The organism is Streptomyces sp. YGL11-2, assembly GCF_050054615.1.
In the GTDB taxonomy this organism is placed as follows: Bacteria; Actinomycetota; Actinomycetes; order Streptomycetales; family Streptomycetaceae; genus Streptomyces.
Genome location: NZ_JBNHIN010000013.1, coordinates 140,048 through 159,002, shown reverse-complemented (window position 1 = coordinate 159,002; position 18,955 = coordinate 140,048). Strand labels below are relative to the sequence as shown.

At 73.0% G+C, this 18,955-nt stretch carries 15 protein-coding genes; 10 read left to right on the top strand and 5 right to left on the bottom strand.

Annotation, left to right across the window (positions count from 1 at the left end):
* Positions 1–39: 39 nt before the first annotated feature.
* The 3 genes from ACO1BR_RS17490 to ACO1BR_RS17480 all read right to left on the bottom strand — a co-directional run bounded on the left by ACO1BR_RS17490 (position 40) and on the right by ACO1BR_RS17480 (position 4,545).
* Positions 40–1,764: an ankyrin repeat domain-containing protein gene (locus ACO1BR_RS17490; protein ID WP_426795989.1), complete on the bottom strand. Its 1,725-nt coding sequence runs from the start codon at positions 1,762–1,764 to the stop codon at positions 40–42.
* Between the two features lie 69 nt (positions 1,765–1,833).
* Complete coding sequence (locus tag ACO1BR_RS17485; RefSeq protein WP_426795988.1) at positions 1,834–2,901, bottom strand: LLM class flavin-dependent oxidoreductase; 1,068 nt, start codon at positions 2,899–2,901, stop codon at positions 1,834–1,836.
* 147 nt (positions 2,902–3,048) lie between these two features.
* A complete protein-coding gene (locus ACO1BR_RS17480; protein ID WP_426795987.1) occupies positions 3,049–4,545 on the bottom strand; it encodes a purine-cytosine permease family protein in 1,497 nt (498 codons plus the stop codon).
* Positions 4,546–4,966: 421 nt separating this feature from the next.
* Between ACO1BR_RS17480 and ACO1BR_RS17475 the strand changes: the two genes are divergently transcribed.
* Both ACO1BR_RS17475 and ftsY read left to right on the top strand, forming a co-directional pair.
* Complete coding sequence (locus tag ACO1BR_RS17475; RefSeq protein WP_426795986.1) at positions 4,967–5,272, top strand: hypothetical protein; 306 nt, start codon at positions 4,967–4,969, stop codon at positions 5,270–5,272.
* A 103-nt stretch (positions 5,273–5,375) separates the two neighbouring features.
* On the top strand, positions 5,376–6,611 hold the full coding sequence (ftsY, locus tag ACO1BR_RS17470; protein ID WP_426795985.1) for a signal recognition particle-docking protein FtsY: 1,236 nt from the start codon (positions 5,376–5,378) through the stop codon (positions 6,609–6,611).
* A 180-nt stretch (positions 6,612–6,791) separates the two neighbouring features.
* Here the strand turns inward: ftsY and ACO1BR_RS17465 are convergent, their stop codons facing one another.
* Positions 6,792–7,502, bottom strand: coding sequence for a bifunctional DNA primase/polymerase (locus tag ACO1BR_RS17465; RefSeq protein ID WP_426795984.1), 711 nt, complete (start codon positions 7,500–7,502; stop codon positions 6,792–6,794).
* A gap of 491 nt (positions 7,503–7,993) precedes the next feature.
* On the opposite strand from ACO1BR_RS17465, the gene ACO1BR_RS17460 reads away from it, so the two are divergent.
* The 5 genes from ACO1BR_RS17460 to ffh all read left to right on the top strand — a co-directional run bounded on the left by ACO1BR_RS17460 (position 7,994) and on the right by ffh (position 15,618).
* Positions 7,994–9,487, top strand: coding sequence for a hypothetical protein (locus tag ACO1BR_RS17460; RefSeq protein ID WP_426795983.1), 1,494 nt, complete (start codon positions 7,994–7,996; stop codon positions 9,485–9,487).
* A 197-nt stretch (positions 9,488–9,684) separates the two neighbouring features.
* Entirely contained in the window at positions 9,685–11,025 is a 1,341-nt protein-coding gene (locus ACO1BR_RS17455; protein WP_426795982.1) for an ammonium transporter, read from the top strand.
* On the top strand, positions 11,022–11,360 hold the full coding sequence (locus ACO1BR_RS17450) for a P-II family nitrogen regulator (protein WP_426795981.1): 339 nt from the start codon (positions 11,022–11,024) through the stop codon (positions 11,358–11,360). Before ACO1BR_RS17455 ends, ACO1BR_RS17450 begins: the two co-directional genes overlap by 4 nt.
* A 60-nt stretch (positions 11,361–11,420) precedes the next feature.
* A complete protein-coding gene (locus tag ACO1BR_RS17445) occupies positions 11,421–13,910 on the top strand; it encodes a [protein-PII] uridylyltransferase (RefSeq protein ID WP_426795980.1) in 2,490 nt (829 codons plus the stop codon).
* A 154-nt stretch (positions 13,911–14,064) separates the two neighbouring features.
* Positions 14,065–15,618: a signal recognition particle protein gene (gene ffh, locus ACO1BR_RS17440; RefSeq protein WP_426795979.1), complete on the top strand. Its 1,554-nt coding sequence runs from the start codon at positions 14,065–14,067 to the stop codon at positions 15,616–15,618.
* Positions 15,619–16,044: 426 nt separating this feature from the next.
* On the opposite strand, the gene ACO1BR_RS17435 is transcribed toward ffh, so the two are convergent.
* The gene (locus ACO1BR_RS17435; protein WP_426795978.1) at positions 16,045–16,911 is read right to left on the bottom strand and encodes a methyltransferase domain-containing protein; all 867 of its coding nucleotides are present in this window, start codon (positions 16,909–16,911) and stop codon (positions 16,045–16,047) included.
* A 554-nt stretch (positions 16,912–17,465) separates the two neighbouring features.
* On the opposite strand from ACO1BR_RS17435, the gene ACO1BR_RS17430 reads away from it, so the two are divergent.
* The 3 genes from ACO1BR_RS17430 (at position 17,466) to ACO1BR_RS17420 (ending at position 18,903) form a co-directional block, all read left to right on the top strand.
* The gene (locus ACO1BR_RS17430) at positions 17,466–18,056 is read left to right on the top strand and encodes a hypothetical protein (RefSeq protein WP_043266310.1); all 591 of its coding nucleotides are present in this window, start codon (positions 17,466–17,468) and stop codon (positions 18,054–18,056) included.
* A gap of 155 nt (positions 18,057–18,211) precedes the next feature.
* Complete coding sequence (gene rpsP / locus ACO1BR_RS17425) at positions 18,212–18,661, top strand: 30S ribosomal protein S16 (RefSeq protein WP_426795977.1); 450 nt, start codon at positions 18,212–18,214, stop codon at positions 18,659–18,661.
* A 2-nt stretch (positions 18,662–18,663) separates the two neighbouring features.
* Positions 18,664–18,903: an RNA-binding protein gene (locus tag ACO1BR_RS17420; RefSeq protein WP_003980229.1), complete on the top strand. Its 240-nt coding sequence runs from the start codon at positions 18,664–18,666 to the stop codon at positions 18,901–18,903.
* The last annotated feature ends 52 nt before the right edge of the window (positions 18,904–18,955 follow it).

Below are 18,955 nucleotides of genomic sequence, written 5' to 3'. Positions count from 1 at the left end.
AGCGGTCGTCTCCGGACGCGGCCCGGGAGCCCGGGAGCCTCAGCCCAGCAGCGGGCTGCCGTCCGGTATCTCCACCCAGCGGCGCGGCGCACCGGCGACCGCGTGCGGGTCCGCCAGGCGCAGGCCCGCCCTCGCGGAGGCGTACGCCAGCTCGGCGGCGCCGTACATGCCGTCCGGCCGGTCCCAGCTCCAGAAGCGGTACAGCCAGTGGCCGTCCGGCTCGTCCCCGTACGGCGGGAGGCCGATCTCCTCGGTGAGCTCGGTTCGGCCGTCCCGGGAGAGCGCGCCGAAGGTGCCCCCGCTGGGGTTGAAGTAGACGCCGTAGGCGGTGGTGCCGGCGGAGAGCGCGTCCAGCACCGGGGCGGTGCTCAGCCGATACGACACGGGCTGGACCAGGACGCATCCGCCCGGCACACCCGTCACCCCCACCTGCCGCTCGGCCTCCTCCAGCGCGTACGGATCGAAGCCGTGCGGGCCGGTGCCGTGCGGGCCGGGCTCCGCGTCCAGGTCGAGGACCGGGCACTCGCCGGGGTCGCGGCCCAGGCGCCGCACGGCCTCCTCCTCGCCGACGCCGGGGACGAAGGCGACCGAGAGGCCCTCCGTCTCCACCCCCTCGAAGACCGCGGCCCGGTCGTCGGCGTCCTGCTGGGCGGCGCGCTCCCGGGGCGTCAGCGGCACCGCGTCCGGCAGCCCGGCGAACAGCGGGGCCAGGGACGTCGTCAGGGCCAGCCGGCCGGGCGAACGGCCGCCGATCCGCGGGCGCCAGGCATCGGCGCCGGCCCCGAGCAGCAGCGCGGCGTTCGCCTCGGCGCCGTGCACGACCGCGTGCCACAGGGGAGTGCCGCCCTGGTCGTCCACCACGTCCACCTCCGGCCCCCGCGCGAGGAGTTCGGCGACGATCTCCGGGGAGCTGTGAGCGGCGGCCAGATGCAGCGGGGCGTCCAGGGAACCCGACCGCAGCACGGCCGGATCGGCTCCCCGCGCCAGGCGCGCCCTGATCAGCTCGGTGTCCTGCCAGTGGAAGGGGGCCAGCTCCTCCCAGTCGCCGCGCGCCGGGTCGGGGGCCGGCGGGGACCACGCGGGCAGCCCCGCCGCCGGCGGCTGCGCCAGGATCTCGGACGGCCCCAGGCTGACGCTGAGGAACCCCCGCGGCTCCTCACCGGCCCCGGAGTGGGCGGGCGGCGCGGCGTCCGGCCAGATCTCCAGCGCGCCGCCGGCCGACGCCCGCAGGATCGCCGCGTCGACGACCGTGACCGTCTCCGGCACGCCCTCGTCCGGCCACTCGACCACCAGCTGGGCCGGCCCGGCGGGCGGCAACTGCGAGAGGTGCAGCTCCAGTTCGTAGTGGAAGGCGCCGCCCGTGCCGCCGCTCAGCCGGAGCGTGGGGCGGCTCCCGTCGGCCATCGGCCAGGGCTCGCCGTCGAGGGTGGTGACCTTCCGCCCGTCGGCCAGCAGCAGCCCGCAGCGCAGCGCCCCGCTGCCGGGGCGGCCGTACGGCGTGGTCCGGCCGCCCGGCTCGATCCGCCGCAGGAAGACCGCCAACCGCATCGTCACCGACGCCGGCCACACCTCCCAGCCGGTCAGCATGATCCGCACGTCGGGGCCGGCGCCGACCTCCGCCACCTGCGGCAGCTGAGCCGGCACGAACCAGTGGGCGGGCGCGAAATCCTCGGTGCCGCCGGGATCGTAGGCGCTCAACACCATGGTGTCGGCGGGGGGTTCGGGTGGTGGGTCGGGAGCGATCAGACCGTCGAAGAAGCTCATGCACCGATCGTGACACCCGCCACTGACAATCCGCCGTGACGTGCGCGCCGCCGCTCCGGCCGCCCCGCGTCAGCCCCCGAGCCCGGGCAGCACCCGCTCCGCGAACAGGTGCAGCGACCGCCAGCCCTCGTCGACCGGCATCCCGCCGCACAGCGGATGCAGGATCAACGTGCCCTGGGCGCCCGCCTCTTGGGCCAGCTTCACACACGCCTCCGGCGTGACGATCCGGTACACGCCCTCCGCGCGCAGCGCCGCGGCGTCCCCGGCGGTGGAGCGCACCGCGGAGCGGATCCCGGCGGACTGCCACGAGGCGTACATCCGCGCCTCGTGCAGCAGATGCCCGCCGTACTCGGCCCAACTCCGGTCCGGATCCTCGGAGATGTGCAGCAGGCAGGTGCGCTCCGGCGGCTGCATCACCCAGCCCTCGGTGCCGAACCCGGCGCGCTGCTCGTGGTAGTAGCGCTCCAGCTCCGGCAGGCGGTCGCTGGGGAAGAGGGGCAGCCCGAACCGGGCGGCGCGCCGGGCCGCCGGCCGCGAACCGCCGCCGACCAGCAGCAGCGGATGCGGCCGGGTGTACGGGCGCGGGGTGACCCGGACCGTACGCCCCTGATAGGTGAACGGCTCACCGGTCCAGGCGGAGAGCAGCGTCCGCAGCACCTCGTCCTGGAGGGCGCCGCGGCCCCGCCAGTCCTTGCCGTGCGCCGCGTACTCCTCGGGCCGGTAGCCGAGGCCGGCGACGGTCACCAGCCGGCCGCCGCTGAGCAGGTCGAGCGCGGCGATGTCCTCGGCCAGCCGCAGCGGGTCGTGCAGCGGGGTGATCAGCGCGGAGACGGTGACGCCGATGCGCCGGGTGGCGCCGAAGACGGCGCCCGCGAAGGCGAGCGGAGCGGGCATCCAGCCGTTGGTGGTGGCGTGGTGCTCCTCGGTCTGGACCATGGTCAGGCCGCGGTCGTCGGCGAACGCGGCCATCTCCAGGGCGGCCCGGTAGCGCGCGGCGAGCCCTTCGGGGGTGGGCGACGGGTCGACGAGGTTGAAGCGCAGGACCGTGGTGCAGCGGGGCGGCGCGGTGGGGGTCCCCCCGGACGGAGTCCGGGGGAGCCTCGTCGCGGGGTGGTGGGGTGACGGGCGGGCTGACATGACGGCGTCCCCTTCGCCGGGCGGATGGCGAAGGGGACGCTAGCTGACGACTCGTCAGTTATCCAGGCCGGTGGCCGGAACCGGCCAGGACGGTGGCGCGGATCCGGCCGGGGCGGCCACCGGCTGCGCCGCCGGCCGCCCGGTCGTTCAGCCGACCTCGACGGTCGGCCGGTCCTCGTCGGCGGCCCGCTCGGGCGCCTGCTCGGGGGCGTTCTCCCGGGCGGCCGGCAGCACGGCGAAGACCACCGCGGCGATCAGGATCGTGGCCGCCCAGCCCAGGCCGTTCTGACCGATCCAGGTGCCGGCCAGCGGGCCGGTGAACCACTCCACCTTCGTGAAGCACAGGCCCGCGACCAGGGCGATCGCCCAGGCGGTCATGGCCTGCCAGGAGAAGCCGCCCTTGTACCAGTAGCGGCTGGTGCGGCTGATGTTCATCAGGCTGTCCGCGTCGTAGCGCACCGCCTTCTTGTGCCGGCGGGCCATGTCGACGCCGTAGACGCCGATCCAGGCGGAGAAGGAGACCGCGAGCAGCGTCAGGAAGGCGATGAACTGGCCGATGAAGTCCTTGGCCACCAGCATCATGAACAGCCCGCCGATCAGGCTGATGGCGGCGTTGATGCTGACCGCCATGGCGCGCGGCAGCTTGACGCCCATGGTCTGTGCGGTGAAGCCCGCGGAGTACATCGACAGGCTGTTGATCAGCATCATCCCGATCAGCGCGGTGATCAGGTACGGAATCGCGATGGCCGACGGCAGGACCTGGCCGAGGAACGACATCGGGTCGGTGTTCTGGTTGGCCAGCTCCGGGTTGGACACGGCCATCACGCCGCCCATGACCACCATCGGGACCAGCACCAGGGCCGCACCGGAGACGGTGGTGCCGACGATCTTCCTGCCGGAGGCGGAGTGCGGCAGGTAGCGCGCGAAGTCCGGGCCGGTGGGCACCCAGCTGATACCGCCGGCCGCGATCGTGCCGATGCCCGCGATCATCATGGCGCCGCTGCCCGGCGACTTGGCGAAGATGGCGCCCCAGGGCATCTTGACGATCAGGTAGATCAGCACGACGACGCTGATCAGGCTGAAGAGGTACGTGGAGTACTTGTTGCAGAGGTTCAGCGCCTTGCGGCCCATCCCGCTGACCAGGAAGGTGCAGGCGACGAAGGCGAGCAGGGTGACGACGATCAGGGCGTTGTTGGCCTTGATGCCGAACACCAGGTGCAGCACGGTCAGGATCGCGTACGCGCCGGTGACCGCGTTGATCGTCTCCCAGCCGAAGCGCGCGACCCAGAGGATCGCGCCCGGGAAGTAGTTGCCGCGGACGCCGAAGGCGGCCCGGGAGAGCATCGCGCCGGGAGCGCCGCCCCACTTACCGGAGACGGACAGTAGGCCGACCATCCCGAAGGAGACCGCGGAGGCGATCGCGGCGACCACCAGCACCTGCCAGAAGTTCAGACCGTTGTTGATCACCAGGGAGGCGCCCATGGTGAGCAGCAGCACGCTGATGTTGGCGGCGACCCAGGTGGGGAACAGTTCGCGGACCCGGCCCCGGCGTTCGTGGTCGGGAACCGGCTCGATGCCACGGGTCTCGACGGCGCCGTCGGCTTCGGGGGTGGACGTGGGTGCGGACGTAGTGCTGGTGCCCATGGGTGCAGCTGTCTCCGTGCGGGGTCTGGGGGGCACCCCCGGGGAGGAGGTGCAGGCAGCGGCCGTGGTGCCTGGCCAGAAATGGTTGCCAGGACTCTACGCGCGTTGCGCAGCCGTCCACCATCGTACTTTGATCCAACTTCTACCGGTCCGCCCCCTTGGACTCCTCGACGATGCCAGAGATTTCCGGTTTCTGTCGATGAGTCCAGTCACACCCTCCTGAACAGGCATGGTGTGACGGCACCGGATCCCCGCGGCGGAAACGGAATCCGGTCCGCCGGTCGGCAACCTCGTGGTTTCGCCCAACACGGTGCCTCCGGAGAGACGCATGTCTCGTTTCGGGCGGGTCCCGGCGTCGCCGCGGACGGCGATATTCCGGCTCCGGGTCATCCGGGGCCGGATGTGGTGCAAGGTGATCCCGATGAACGAGAGCGAGTACTCGCAGGAGGCCGATGTGCCCGGCACGACGTGTCAGTGGTGCCAGGGCACCGGCTATATGTCGCAGGCCCTCGCCTACGCCCCCGGCGTCGAACCCTTCCGGGGGCCGTACGAGACCGTTCACCGCGCCGGCGAATGCCGGCACTGCCGGGGGTCGGGCACGTACGACTCGCACCGCGACCCCACCCTGGAGCGCTGGCGCACCCAGGAGCCCAGAGAGAGCCAGGGCCTGCCCGACGGGTCACGGCCGGGCCCGCGACCTGACCCACCGGACAGACCCCGGTCCTGACCGACGGGTCACGGCCGAGCAGGACGCGGGGACCGACCCGCCGCACAGGACCCAGCGCGCGTGCCTCCTCCCGGCGCGGGGCGTGGCTGATACTGGAGGGGTTATGGAATTCGTCATCCTTGCTGTAGTGATCGCCGTGGTCGCGCTCGGCGCGATCAGCGGGCTTGTCGTCAGCAGCCGCAAGAAGAAGCAGCTGCCGCCGCCCCCGCCGGCTGCCCCCAAGCCCTCCGTCACCGCGCCCCCCGCCGAACCGCAGGTCGGCGAGGAGGCCGAGACCCCACGCGACGAAGAACGTCGCACCATCGAAGAAGTCGCGCTGCCCACCGCCGAGGCCCCCGAGGCCGAGGCGGAGGCGCCGGCCGCCGAACCCGAGGCGCCCGCGGCGCCCGAGATCGAGGTCCCCGAGCCGACCGCCGGCCGGCTGGTCCGGCTGCGCGCCCGGCTCTCCCGCTCCCAGAACAGCCTCGGCAAGGGCCTGCTGACCCTGCTGTCGCGCGAGCACCTCGACGAGGAGACCTGGGAGGAGATCGAGGACACCCTGCTCACCGCCGACGTCGGTGTCGCCCCCACCCAGGAGCTCGTCGACCGGCTGCGCGAACGCGTCAAGGTCCTGGGCACGCGCACCCCCGAGGGCCTGCGCCAGCTGCTGCGCGAGGAGCTGCTGACCCTCATCGGCACCGACGCCGACCGCACCGTGCACACCGCCAACGGCATCGGCAACGGCGGCGACGAGATCCCCGGCGTCGTGCTGGTCGTCGGCGTCAACGGCACCGGCAAGACCACCACCACCGGCAAGCTCGCCCGGGTGCTGGTCGCCGACGGCAAGTCCGTGGTCCTCGGTGCGGCCGACACCTTCCGCGCCGCCGCCGCCGACCAGCTCCAGACCTGGGGCGAGCGGGTCGGCGCCCGCACGGTCCGCGGGCCCGAGGGCGGCGACCCCGCCTCGATCGCCTTCGACGCGGTGAAGGAGGGCATCGCCGAGTCCGCCGACGTCGTCCTGATCGACACCGCCGGCCGGCTGCACACCAAGACCGGCCTGATGGACGAACTCGGCAAGGTCAAGCGGGTCGTCGAGAAGCACGGCCCGGTCGGCGAGGTGCTGCTCGTTCTGGACGCCACCACCGGCCAGAACGGCCTGGTCCAGGCGCGGGTGTTCGCCGAGGTCGTCGACATCACCGGGGTGGTGCTGACCAAGCTCGACGGCACGGCCAAGGGCGGCATCATCGTCGCCGTCCAGCGCGAGCTCGGCGTGCCGGTCAAGCTCGTCGGCCTGGGCGAGGGCGCGGACGACCTGGCGCCGTTCGAGCCGGAGGCGTTCGTCGACGCGCTCATCAGCTGAGGCACAGGCACCGCCGCGCCGCCCGCGGCCCCATCGGCCCCCGGTACCCGCACCCGTCGGGTACCGGGGGCCGTCGCTTCTCCTCATGGGCGGGTGCGGCGCGGAGGGCAGTACGGCACCGGGCGCCGCCCCTCAGGAGCGGCGCCCGGACCACGGCGACGACGAAACGATTTACCCGGTTCAGACCAGCGGCCGGGGGCAGCCTGCCCCGTGGGCGGCCGGGCGGCTGCCCGCCGAGCGGTTGCACACATACGCCAGCGTCCCGAGCAGCAGCCGGGCCTGCGGCGGGCAGCCGGCCGAGTCCAGCGTGGGCGGGCGCAGCCAGCGCATCGGGCCGTGGCCGCCGAAGTCCGAGGGCGGCGCGGTGACGTAGTCGCCGCGGCCCAGGGAGCGCAGGTCCAGACCGGCGTCGTCCCAGCCCATGCGGTAGAGGAGGTCGGGGAGCGCGCCGGCCGCCCCGGGGGCGACGAAGAACAGCGCCCGGCCGGTTGGGGTGGCGGCCACCGGCCCCAGCGGCAGTCCCATCCGCTCCAGCCGCACCAGCGCGCCGCGGCCGGCGTCCTCGGGCACGTCGAGGATGTCGAAGGACCGCCCCACGGGAAGCAGCACCGCGGCCCCCGGGGTGTCCGCCCAGGCGGCCGCCGCCTTCTCCAAGGGTGCGCCGGCCGCCAGCTCCTGGCCGAAGGACAGCGGATGGGCGCCCGGCGACGGGCAGTCGGCGGCGCCGCACGAGCAGTCCGTGCGGCTGCCGGTGCGGACCGCGCGGGCGCCCGGCGCCACGTCCCAGCCCCACAACCCGGTGTACTCCGCCACCGCCGTGCTATCGGTCGAGCGGGCGCGGCGGCGCGAGCCGGAACGGATGTCCCGAATGCCACCGATCGTGAAGTCCATGCCCCCTCCAACGGGTGGTGCGTGCGAGTGGTTACGAGGCGGCGCATTGACGAGGAGGCGGTGTCCACGCGGGGCTTCACGCTCCGTCGACGGTCCGCGGTGCCGGTGGTGAGCCGTAGCGCGCCGGGTGGTGCGATGCGCCGCGCACGCCTTCGCGTGCTTCGCTCCGCCCGGCCCTCTTCGGCCTGCGTCAAGTCAATCGCGAGTGCAGCCCGGGGAGTTCATTCAAAGGGGTGGCGAATGGTGGCGTTTCCGCGGTCGCCCTCGCGACGGGCGTGATCGTAGGATTACTTTCGGTGCACGAACCCCGGAGAGGCATCGTTCGCACGGGTATGCCGGTGGCAATGCGCCAGGAGGACGGACCGCGGCCGGAGGTGTGGCCGGAATCCGCGCTCGGGTAGATGTACCCCCGGAACGGGCGCCGCAACAGGCGGCATCCTGTGGGTGGTTCGCAGTTCGCAGCAAAGCGCTATCGGAATGGGGGCATTCCTGTGGGCGGCACTGGCGGCACCGCCGGCTCCAACGGCACGGGCGGCACCGACGCCGTCAAACGTCCCAACGCGCAGTTGGGTTCGTGGTTCATGCGCAGCGGCTGGTCCAAGGGCGAGCTGGCGCGACAGGTCAACCGGCGGGCGCGCCAGATGGGCGCCCACCACATCAGCACCGACACCTCCCGCGTGCGCCGCTGGCTGGACGGCGAGCAGCCGCGCGAGCCCATCCCGCGGATCCTGTCCGAGCTCTTCTCGGAGCGCTTCGGCTGCGTGGTCGGCATCGAGGAGCTGGGACTGCGCTCGGCGCACCAGTCCCCGTCCGTCTCCGGGGTCGACCTGCCCTGGGCCGGGCCCCAAACCGTCAGCCTCATCAGCGAGTTCTCGCGCAGCGACCTGATGCTGGCGCGCCGCGGCTTCCTGGGCACCTCCCTGGCGCTGGCCGCCGGACCGACCCTCATCGAGCCGATGCAGCGCTGGCTGGTGCCGGTGCCCGCGGCACCGGGCGACGTACCGGCGCAGCAGGAACGGGCCCCGCGGCCGGCCCGGCTGTCCAAGCCCGAGCTGGAGTTGCTGGAGTCGACGACCGCGATGTTCCGGCAGTGGGACGCGCAGTGCGGCGGCGGGCTGCGGCGCAAGGCGGTGGTCGGCCAGCTTCACGAGGTCACCGACCTCCTCCAGGAGCCGCAGTTGCCGCAGGTCTCCAAGCGGCTGTTCAAGGTCGCCGCCGAACTCGCCGAGCTGGCCGGCTGGATGAGCTACGACATCGGGCTCCAGCCGACCGCGCAGAAGTACTTCGTGCTGGCGCTGCACGCCTCCAAAGAGGCCGGCGACCGCCCCCTGGGCTCGTACATCCTCTCCAGCATGAGCCGGCAGATGATCCATCTCGGCCGGCCCGACGACGCGTTGGAGCTCATCCACCTCGCCCAGTACGGCAGCCGGGAGACCGCCACCCCCCGTACGCAGGCGATGTTGTATGCGATGGAGGCGCGCGCGTACGCCGGCATGGGCCAGCCCAGCAAGGTCAAGCGGGCGGTGCGGATGGCCGAGGACACCTTCTCCGACGTCACCCCCGGCGAGCCGGAGCCGGACTGGATCCGCTTCTTCTCCGAGGCCGAGCTGAACGCCGAGAACGCCCACTCCTACCGCGACCTCGCCTACGTGGCGGGCCGCAGCCCCACGTACGCCTCGCTCGCCGAGCCGGTGATGCGGCGCGCCGTGGAGCTGTTCGGCCAGGACCCCGAGCACCAGCGCTCCTACGCGCTCAACCTGATCGGGATGGCGACCGTGCATCTGCTCCAGAAGGAACCGGAAGCCTGCGCGGAGATGGCGCAGCGCGCGATCCCGTTCGCCCGGCAGGTCCGCTCCGAGCGCGTCAACACCCGGCTCCGCAAGACCGTGGACACCGCGGCGCGGGAGTACGGGGGCGTCGCCGAGGTGATCCAGCTGGGCGACGAGCTGTCCCGGCAGCTCCCGGAGACGGCGGAGGTCGGCTGAGCGACGGTTTCCGCGGACTGAACAGGCGGTGCCGGGCTGATCCCGGAGTTCACCGGGGCGTAACACGGAGGGTGCCTTCGTCACCCCGGTGAAACACCGGCAAGGTTTGGCCGAAACGGTGCTGCGACAACCTCATCGCGAAGTCGGCCCACCAGCACCACGCCAGCACGGGCCGCATCGACGACGAGGAGACGCCGATGCCCCCAGGCATCCTGACGATCGCGGCAGACAAAGCGACGCTCAGCCCGGCCAACACCGGGTTCATGCTGATCTGCTCCGCACTGGTGATGATCATGACCCCCGGACTCGCCTTCTTCTACGGCGGCATGGTCCGGGTCAAAAGCGTCCTGAACATGCTGATGATGAGCTTCATCAGCCTGGGCATCGTGACGATCCTGTGGGTGCTCTACGGCTTCGGGCTCGCGTTCGGCAAGGACAACGGCGGCGTCATCGGCTGGGACAGCACCTTCGCCGGAATGGGCCACATCGGCCTGACCCAGCTGTGGGGCACCACTTCCATCCCGGTCTACGTCTTCGCGGTCTTCCAGCTGATGTTCGCGGTGATCACGCCCGCGCTGATCAGCGGGGCGCTCGCGGACCGGGTGAAGTTCACCGCCTGGGCGCTGTTCATCGCCCTGTGGGTGACCCTCGTCTACTTCCCCGTCGCGCACTGGGTGTGGGCCGACGGCGGGTGGCTCTTCAAGCTGGGCGTGATCGACTTCGCCGGCGGCACCGCCGTCCACATCAACGCCGGTGCCGCGGCGCTCGGTGTCATCCTCGTCGTCGGCAAGCGGATCGGCTTCAAGAAGGACCCGATGCGCCCGCACAGCCTGCCCCTGGTGATGCTCGGCGCCGGCCTGCTGTGGTTCGGCTGGTTCGGCTTCAACGCCGGCTCCTGGCTCAACAACGACGACGGCGTCGCCGCGGTCGCCTTCGTCAACACCCAGGTCGCCACCGCCGCCGCGATGCTCGGCTGGCTCGCCTACGAAAAGATCCGGCACGGCTCGTTCACCACCCTCGGCGCGGCCTCCGGCGCGGTCGCCGGACTCGTCGCGATCACCCCGGCGTGCGGTGCCGTCAGCCCGCTCGGCGCCATCGCCCTCGGCCTGATCGCCGGCGTGGTGTGCGCGATGGCGGTCGGCCTCAAGTACAAGTTCGGCTACGACGACTCGCTCGACGTCGTCGGCGTCCACCTCGTGGGCGGCGTCATCGGCTCGCTGCTGATCGGCGTCTTCGCCACCGGCGGCGTGCAGAGCGACGCCAAGGGCCTCCTCTACGGCGGCGGCTTCGCACAGCTCGGCAAGCAGACCGTCGGCGTGGTCTGCGTGCTCCTGTACTCCCTGGTCGTCTCGTACGTCCTTGCCAAGGCGATCGACCTGGTGATGGGCTTCCGGGTCGGCGAGGACGAGGAGATCGCCGGCGTCGACCAGGCCGCGCACGCCGAGACCGCGTACGACTTCGCCGGCGCGGGCGGCGGCACGGCCGCCCGCACGACCACGGCCCTCGGCGAGACCCCGACCAAGAAGGTGGACGCGTGAAGCTCATCACCGCAGTAATCAAGCCGCACCGGCTGGACGAAGTGAAGGAAGCCCTCCAGACGCTCGGCGTGCACGGCCTGACCGTCACCGAGGCCAGCGGCTACGGCCGGCAGCGCGGGCACACCGAGGTGTACCGCGGCGCCGAGTACACCGTCGACCTGGTGCCGAAGATCCGGATCGAGGTGCTCGTGGAGGACGCGGACGCCGAGGCACTGGTGGACGCCGTGGTCAAGGCGGCCAGAACCGGCAAGATCGGCGACGGGAAGGTGTGGAGCGTCCCCGTCGACGAGGCGGTCCGGGTGCGGACCGGCGAGCGCGGACCCGACGCGCTGTAAACCGCGGCCCGGCGGCGGGGAAGCCCGGTGGGGGCACAACACGACCAAGGAGAAGCCGAGTTGACCGAGAGCGCCGAGGACACCGCAGGCCGGCCCGCGGCCCCGCCGCCCAGCGCCCCCGAAGGCGGCTACCCCGCCGCCCGGATCCGGCTCCTCCAGGACGACACCCCCACCGGCCCCGACCGCCGCGCCGGCCTCGCCCGGCTCACCGACGACTGGCTCGGTGGCCTGCTGACCGCGGCGGCCGGTGCCACCGGCGTCACCGGCACCGCGCTGGTCGCCGTCGGCGGCTACGGCCGCGGCGAACTCTCCCCGCGCAGCGACCTCGACCTGCTCCTGCTGCACGACGGCCGGGCCGCCGCCGCGGACCTCGCCGCCCTCGCCGACCGCCTCTGGTACCCCGTCTGGGACCTCGGCCTGGACCTCGACCACTCCGTACGCACGCCCTCCGAGGCCCGCAGGGCGGCCCGCGAGGACCTCAAGGTGCAGCTGGGCCTGCTGGACGCCCGCCACCTGGCCGGCGACCCCGAACTGACCGCCGCGGTACGCACCGCCGCCTACGCGGGCTGGCGGGAGAGCGCCCCCAAGCGGCTCCCCGAACTCCACGCGCTGTGCCAGGAACGCGCCGCACGCCAGGGCGAACTCCAGTACCTCCTCGAACCCGACCTCAAGGAGGCCCGGGGCGGACTCCGGGACGCCACCGCCCTGCGCGCCATCGCCGCCTCCTGGCTCGCCGACGCCCCACGCGGCGGCCTCGAAGCCGCCCGCACCCGGCTCCTGGACACCCGCGACGCGCTCCACCTCACCACCGGCCGCGCCACCGACCGGCTCGCCCTCCAGGAACAGGACCAGGTCGCCGGCGCCCTCGGCCTGCTCGACGCCGACGCGCTGCTGCGGCAGACCTACGAATCCGCCCGCACCATCTCCTACGCCGCCGACGTCACCTGGCGCGAGGTCGGCCGGGTCCTGCGCGCCCGGTCCGTCAAACCGACGCTGCGCGGGCTGCTGCCCGGACGCACCGCGGCCAAGGGGGAGCGCACACCGCTCGCCGAGGGCGTCGTGGAACTCGACGGCGAGGCGGTACTGGCCCGCACCGCGCGCCCCGAACGGGACCCCGTCCTGGTCCTGCGTGCCGCGGCCGCCGCCGCCCAGGCCGGACTCCCGCTCGCCACCCACGCCATCCGCCGCTGCGCCGCGGCCGCCGCCACCGCGCCGCTGCCCGTGCCCTGGCCCGCCGAAGCCCGGGAACAGCTGGTGACGCTGCTCGGCGCGGGCGCGCACACCGTGCCCGTATGGGAGGCCCTGGAGGCCGAGGGCGTCATCGGCCGGCTGCTGCCCGACTGGGAACGCGTCCGCTGCCGCCCGCAGCGCAACGCCGTGCACACCTGGACCGTCGACCGCCACCTGGTCGAGACCGCGGTACGCGCCGCCGCGCTGACCCGCCGGGTGCACCGCCCCGACCTGCTGCTGGTCGCCGCGCTGCTGCACGACATCGGCAAGGGCTGGCCCGGCGACCACTCCGTGGCCGGCGAGACCATCGCCCGCGACATGGCGGCCCGGCTCGGCTTCGACAGCCGCGACACCGCCGTGATCGCCACCCTCGTCCGGCACCACCTGCTGCTCATCGAGACCGCCACCCGGCGCGACCTGGACGACCCGGAGACCGTCGCCGCGGTCGCCGAGGCCGTCGCCGGCCCCGGCACCCTGGAACTCCTGCACGCCCTCACCGAGGCCGACGCGCTGGCCACCGGGCCCGCCGCCTGGAGCTCCTGGCGCGACGGCCTGGTCACCGACCTGGTCGCCCGCGTCGCCGACCGGCTCGCCGGGGAGCCCGCGGCCGACCCCCGCGAGACGGAGGGCCCGACCGCCGAAGAGGAGCGGCTGGCCATCGAGGCCGGGCGCACCGGCGGCCCGGTGCTCGCGCTGCACACCAGGCACGAGAGCACACCGCAGGCCGCGGACGACGGCACGGCCACCGCCCGGGAACCGATCGGCGTGGAGCTCCTGATCGCCGTCCCCGACCAGGCCGGCGTGCTGCCCGCCGCGGCCGGCGTGCTGGCCCTGCACCGGCTCACCGTCCGCGCCGCGGACCTGCGCGCCCTCGACCCCATCGGCCAGGGCCCGGTCCTGCTGCTCAGCTGGCGGGTCGCCGCCGAGTACGGTTCACTCCCCGAGGCCGACCGGCTGCGCGCCGACCTGGTCCGCGCCCTGGACGGCTCCCTCGACATCCCCGCCCGCCTCGCCGAACGCGAACGCGCCTACGCCCGCCGCTCCCGCGCCGTACTGGCCCCGCCGCCGCGCGTCACCGTCGCCACCGGCAGCTCCCGTACGGCCACCGTCATCGAAGTCCGCGCCCAGGACGCGCACGGGCTGCTGCACCGGATCGGCCGGGCGCTGGAGGCGGCCGGGGTGTGGGTGCGCAGCGCCCATGTCAGCACCCTGGGGGCGAACGCGGTGGACACGGTGTACGTCACGCGGGACGACGGGACGCTGCTGCCGGAAGGGGAGGCGGCGGATCTGGCGAAGGCGCTGGAAGAGGCGCTGCGGTAGCGCCCTGTAGCGAGCCCGTCCGGTGCCCGTCCGGTGCCCGCCCGGCGGCGCCCGGTGAACGGCCGGGAGCGGGTCCGGGACGGTCCGCTTGCGTGGCCGGATACCCTAGAAGCCGACTGCACCCCGCCCCCGACCCCGAGGATCGACGACCGCCGTGTTCGATACGCTTTCCGACCGCTTGGCGAGTACTTTCAAAAACCTCCGGGGCAAGGGCCGCCTGAGCGAGGCGGACATCGATGCCACGGCGCGCGAGATCCGTATCGCCCTCCTTGAGGCCGACGTCGCCCTCCCGGCCGTCCGCTCCTTCATCAAGCACGTCAAGGAACGCGCCTCCGGTACCGAGGTCTCCCAGGCGCTGAACCCGGCCCAGCAGGTCATCAAGATCGTCAACGAGGAGCTCATCGGCATCCTCGGCGGCGAGACCCGCCGGCTGCGGTTCGCCAAGACAGCGCCGACGGTCATCATGCTGGCGGGTCTGCAGGGTGCCGGTAAGACGACCCTGGCCGGAAAGCTCGGCCGTTGGCTCAAGTCGCAGGGCCACGCCCCGCTGCTGGTCGCCTGCGACCTCCAGCGCCCCAACGCCGTCAACCAGCTCCAGGTCGTCGCCGAGCGCGCCGGCGTCGCCTTCTACGGCCCCCAGCCGGGCAACGGCGTCGGCGACCCCGTCCAGGTCGCCAAGGACTCCATCGAGCACGCGCGCACCAAGCAGCACGACGTCGTCATCGTCGACACCGCCGGACGCCTCGGTATCGACGCCGAGATGATGCAGCAGGCCGCCGACATCCGCGACGCGGTCAGCCCCGACGAGGTCCTGTTCGTCGTCGACGCGATGATCGGCCAGGACGCGGTCAACACCGCCGAGGCGTTCCGCGACGGCGTCGGCTTCGACGGCGTGGTGCTGTCCAAGCTGGACGGCGACGCCCGCGGTGGTGCCGCGCTCTCCATCGCGCACGTCACCGGCAAGCAGATCATGTTCGCGTCCAACGGCGAGAAGCTGGACGACTTCGACGCGTTCCACCCGGACCGCATGGCGTCCCGCATCCTCGGCATGGGCGACATGCTGTCGCTCATCGAGAAGGCCGAGCAGACCTTCAGCCAGCAAGAGGCCGAGAAGATGGCGGCCAAGCTGGCGAAGGGCCCCAAGGAATTCACGCTGGACGACTTCCTGGCCCAGATGGAGCAGGTCCGCAAGATGGGCTCCATCTCCAAGCTTCTCGGCATGCTGCCCGGTATGGCGCAGATGAAGGACCAGATCAACAACCTCGACGAGCGCGAGGTCGACCGTACGGCCGCGATCATCAAGTCGATGACCCCGGCCGAGCGCCAGGACCCGACGATCATCAACGGCTCGCGCCGCGCCCGTATCGCCCGGGGCTCCGGTGTGGACGTCAGCACCGTCAAGAACCTCGTCGAGCGGTTCTTCGACGCCCGCAAGATGATGTCGCGGATGGCCCAGGGCGGCGGGATGCCCGGCATGCCTGGGATGCCGGGCATGGGTGGCGGTGCCGCGCGGAAGAAGAAGCAGCTCAAGCAGGCCAAGGGCAAGCGCAAGAGCGGCAACCCGATGAAGCGCAAGGCCGATGAAGAGGCCGCGGCGGCGCGCCGCGAGGCCGCGGCGGCGGGCAACCCGCTGGGCCTTCCGCAGGACGCCGGCCAGGACCCGCAGAACTTCGAACTGCCCGAGGAGTTCAAGAAGTTCATGGGGTGAGCACGCCGGGGCGGGGGGTGCTTTTCCCTCTTGGCCCGGCTCCCGGGCCGCCCCTCTGTCTTTCCTTGCGTGCTTTCCTTGCGTGCCCACCGGCCTCGTCGCCCGGTCAGTCGGTCCTTCTTAGCTTCCTCGCCTGGCTGTCCGGCTCTGTTCGCCTCCTCGCCCGCCCACCCGCCCCCTCCGCACCTCCTCACCCGCCCACCCCCCGAAGGGGGGTGGGCGGCGGGGAAAAAATCAGGCGCGGGGTGGGCGGCGGGTAAGAGGAGCGCACCCCACGGAGTTCCGCACCCCACGGGCCCCCACGGTGACGCCCTCACGGGCCCACCCCCACGCAAGGTTCACCCCCGGGAACTCGCCCCAGCCGGAGCCGCAGCGTCAACCGGGCCTCCAGGGAAGGCGGTTCGCGCCCTGCCAGGGCGGCCGGGCCTAACGGGTGCGCGCGATCAGGTAGCGGAACACGTTCGGCATCCACACCGTGCCGTCCGCACGCTGATGCGGATGCAGCGCCTCCGTCAGCTCCTTCTCCACCTGCCGCGGCTCGGTGGCCTCCAGCGCCGCGTCGAACAGCCCCGTCGACAGCAGCCCGCGCACCGCGCTCGCCATGTCCGCGTAGCCGAACGGGCAGGACACCCGCCCCGACCCGTCGGGCCGCAGCCCCGCCCGGTCCGCCAGTTCCTCCAGATCGTCCCGCCCGGCCAGCCGCCAGCCGGCGGAGCCGGCGGCGAAGCCGGCGGGGGAGTCGGCCAGCCGCTGCGCCACCCGCAGCACCCCGGACGTGGCACACCGCTCCACCGGACCCCAGCCGCCCAGCACCACCGCGCTGCCGCGCTCCGCCAGCGCCGCCGCCGCGGTCAGCGACGCGGTCAGCCCCCCGGCGCTGCTCCCGCAGCCCACCGGGTGGAACGCCGTCACCACGGTGAACGCCGCGTCCTCCGGCGCCGCGTCCGCCAGCCCGCCGCTGACCAGCCGGGTCACCTCCGGCATCCCGTCCGGCGTGAGCCGCTCGCGGGCCAGCTCCAGCCGGCACTCGTCCGCGTCCACGCCGCTGACCTGGGCGCCGCGCGCCGCCGCCAGCAAAAGCGCCAGCCCGGAGCCGCAGCCCAGCCCGAGCAGCCGGGTGCCGGGCCCGACGCCGAGACGCTCGTACGCGGCTTCGTAGAGGGGGACCAGCATGCGCTCCTGGATTTCCGCCCAGTCACGGGCACGCGCTCGGGCGCCGGCCGCGGCGGGCGGGTCGTCGCAGCGCATGGACCCGGTGTTCGGAAGCTGGTGCCGCACGAGCGTGGGTGACATCGAAAGCGCCCCTATTCGCCGAGAACCCGAAGCTGATCCGTACCGTCCGCCCCCGTTTCCGAGCGTTGTGCGCCCCCGCAATTCCAGACAACTGCGCATCCGTCCGGCCGTCCAGAGGGTGCGCCGGGGTTGTCTCCCGCGCGCCCCCATGTGCGCCGGGCCCCCACCCCGGAGCGCCGTTCCAGGGTGCCCCGGCGAGCGCGGTCCCGCCACGGCAACGCGCACCACCCGGCACCCGCGCGCCGGCCGGGCCCCGCGCCCGGGCGGGTCGCGCTGCCCTACGGTGGAGGGGCGGGGCGGTGCCCGGGGCGATCCCTGCCACCCGTAACATCGCCGCGTGATGGTTGCCCCGGCGTACGACCGGCTTACGCCATGCGGCGTACGCGGGGGTACGCGGTGGTACGTACCGGCTTGCTGCCCGGCGGGCGCCTTCTCCGCAGATCGGCGCACCAGGCCCGCGGCACGGCCGATGACCAGAAACTGACCGGTACGTGCAAATTATTTGGGATGCCCCGGAATCGGAACACTGGGCGACCCCGGCTCGTTGTCACGACGTGAGCACGACACCGCCTGTTCTCGCCGCCGAGCTGGCGCTCGCGTGGGCCGACATTCAACGGCACCACCCCGAGCTGCCGGACCTGGCCGCGCCCGAGTCCCTGATCGGAGAGTCCTCGTCCGCCTGCGGCGCCGAACTCTCCTTCGAACGGCTGCTCCATGAGGCAGTCCACGGCATCGCCGCCGCCCGCGGCATCCGCGACACCTCCAGGGCAGGCCGCTACCACAACCGCCGGTTCCTGGCGATCGCCGAGGAGCTGGGCCTGGACCACGCCGACGAGCCGCATCCCAGCAGCGGCTTCTCGCTGGTCACGCTCAACCCCGAGGCCAGAAGGCGCTACCGCCCCACCATCGAGCGGCTCACCAGAGCTCTCAAGGCCCACAGTGCCGCGACCGCCACCGACACCGCCCGCAGCTTCCGCGGCCCGGCCGCCCGGCACGGTTCCTCCGGGGGCGGCGTGCGCGTCAAGGCCGTCTGCGACTGCGGACGCAATGTCCGGGTCGTACCGTCCGTGCTGGCCCAGGCGCCGATCGTCTGCGGCGGCTGCGGCAAGCCCTTCCGTATCCCCGAGGTGGCCGCGGTCGGCTGACCCCGGGGCGTGTGGCACAATGAATGGCTGTACTCGACAGTCGCACAGGACCCCTCTCTCCTCCGGCTGACGCGTCCATCGGGCACCCGAGTACCGCAACCCCACGTGGCATCTCGTTGTGCCCAACCACGTCAAGACCAGGAGACACCACTCCAGTGGCAGTCAAGATCAAGCTGAAGCGTCTGGGCAAGATCCGTGCGCCTCACTACCGCATCGTCGTAGCCGACTCCCGCACCCGCCGTGACGGCCGGGCCATCGAGGAGATCGGCCTGTACCACCCGGTGCAGAACCCCTCGCGCATCGAGGTCGACTCGGAGCGCGCGCAGTACTGGCTGGGCGTCGGCGCGCAGCCGACCGAGCCCGTCATGGCCATCCTCAAGGTCACCGGCGACTGGCAGAAGTTCAAGGGCCTGCCCGCCCCGGCGCCGATGAAGGTCGCCGAGCCGAAGCCCGACAAGAGCGCCCTCTTCGAGGCCGCCGCCAAGGCATCCGGCGACGAGCCGAAGGGTGAGGCCATCACCCCCAAGGCGAAGAAGTCCGACAAGAAGGCGGACGAGGCCGCGGCCGAGGCCGACAAGCCCGCCTCTGAGCCCTCCGAGGACTGAGCGTGCTTGAGGAGGCCCTTGAGCACCTCGTCAAGGGCATCGTCGACAACCCCGATGACGTGCAGGTAGCCTCGCGCACCCTGCGCCGCGGGCGCGTGCTGGAGGTCCGGGTCCACCCCGACGACCTCGGCAAGGTGATCGGCCGCAACGGCCGTACCGCCCGTGCGCTGCGGACCGTCGTGGGCGCCATCGGCGGCCGGGGCATCCGCGTCGACCTCGTCGACGTCGACCAAGTTCGCTGACAAGTTGAACACCGGCTCGGGCCGGGGAGGGCCTTCGGGTCGTCCCCGGCCC

Excerpts from the sequence above, each read along its gene's own strand:
- ACO1BR_RS17490 (WP_426795989.1), bottom strand. The coding sequence starts at position 1,764 with ATGAGCTTCTTCGACGGTCTGATCGCTCCCGACCCACCACCCGAACCC.
- ACO1BR_RS17435 (WP_426795978.1), bottom strand. The coding sequence starts at position 16,911 with ATGTCACCCACGCTCGTGCGGCACCAGCTTCCGAACACCGGGTCCATG.
- ACO1BR_RS17465 (WP_426795984.1), bottom strand. The coding sequence starts at position 7,502 with ATGGACTTCACGATCGGTGGCATTCGGGACATCCGTTCCGGCTCGCGC.
- ACO1BR_RS17485 (WP_426795988.1), bottom strand. The coding sequence starts at position 2,901 with ATGTCAGCCCGCCCGTCACCCCACCACCCCGCGACGAGGCTCCCCCGG.
- ACO1BR_RS17475 (WP_426795986.1), top strand. The coding sequence starts at position 4,967 with ATGAACGAGAGCGAGTACTCGCAGGAGGCCGATGTGCCCGGCACGACG.
- ACO1BR_RS17455 (WP_426795982.1), top strand. The coding sequence starts at position 9,685 with ATGCCCCCAGGCATCCTGACGATCGCGGCAGACAAAGCGACGCTCAGC.
- ACO1BR_RS17480 (WP_426795987.1), bottom strand. The coding sequence starts at position 4,545 with ATGGGCACCAGCACTACGTCCGCACCCACGTCCACCCCCGAAGCCGAC.
- ftsY (WP_426795985.1), top strand. The coding sequence starts at position 5,376 with ATGGAATTCGTCATCCTTGCTGTAGTGATCGCCGTGGTCGCGCTCGGC.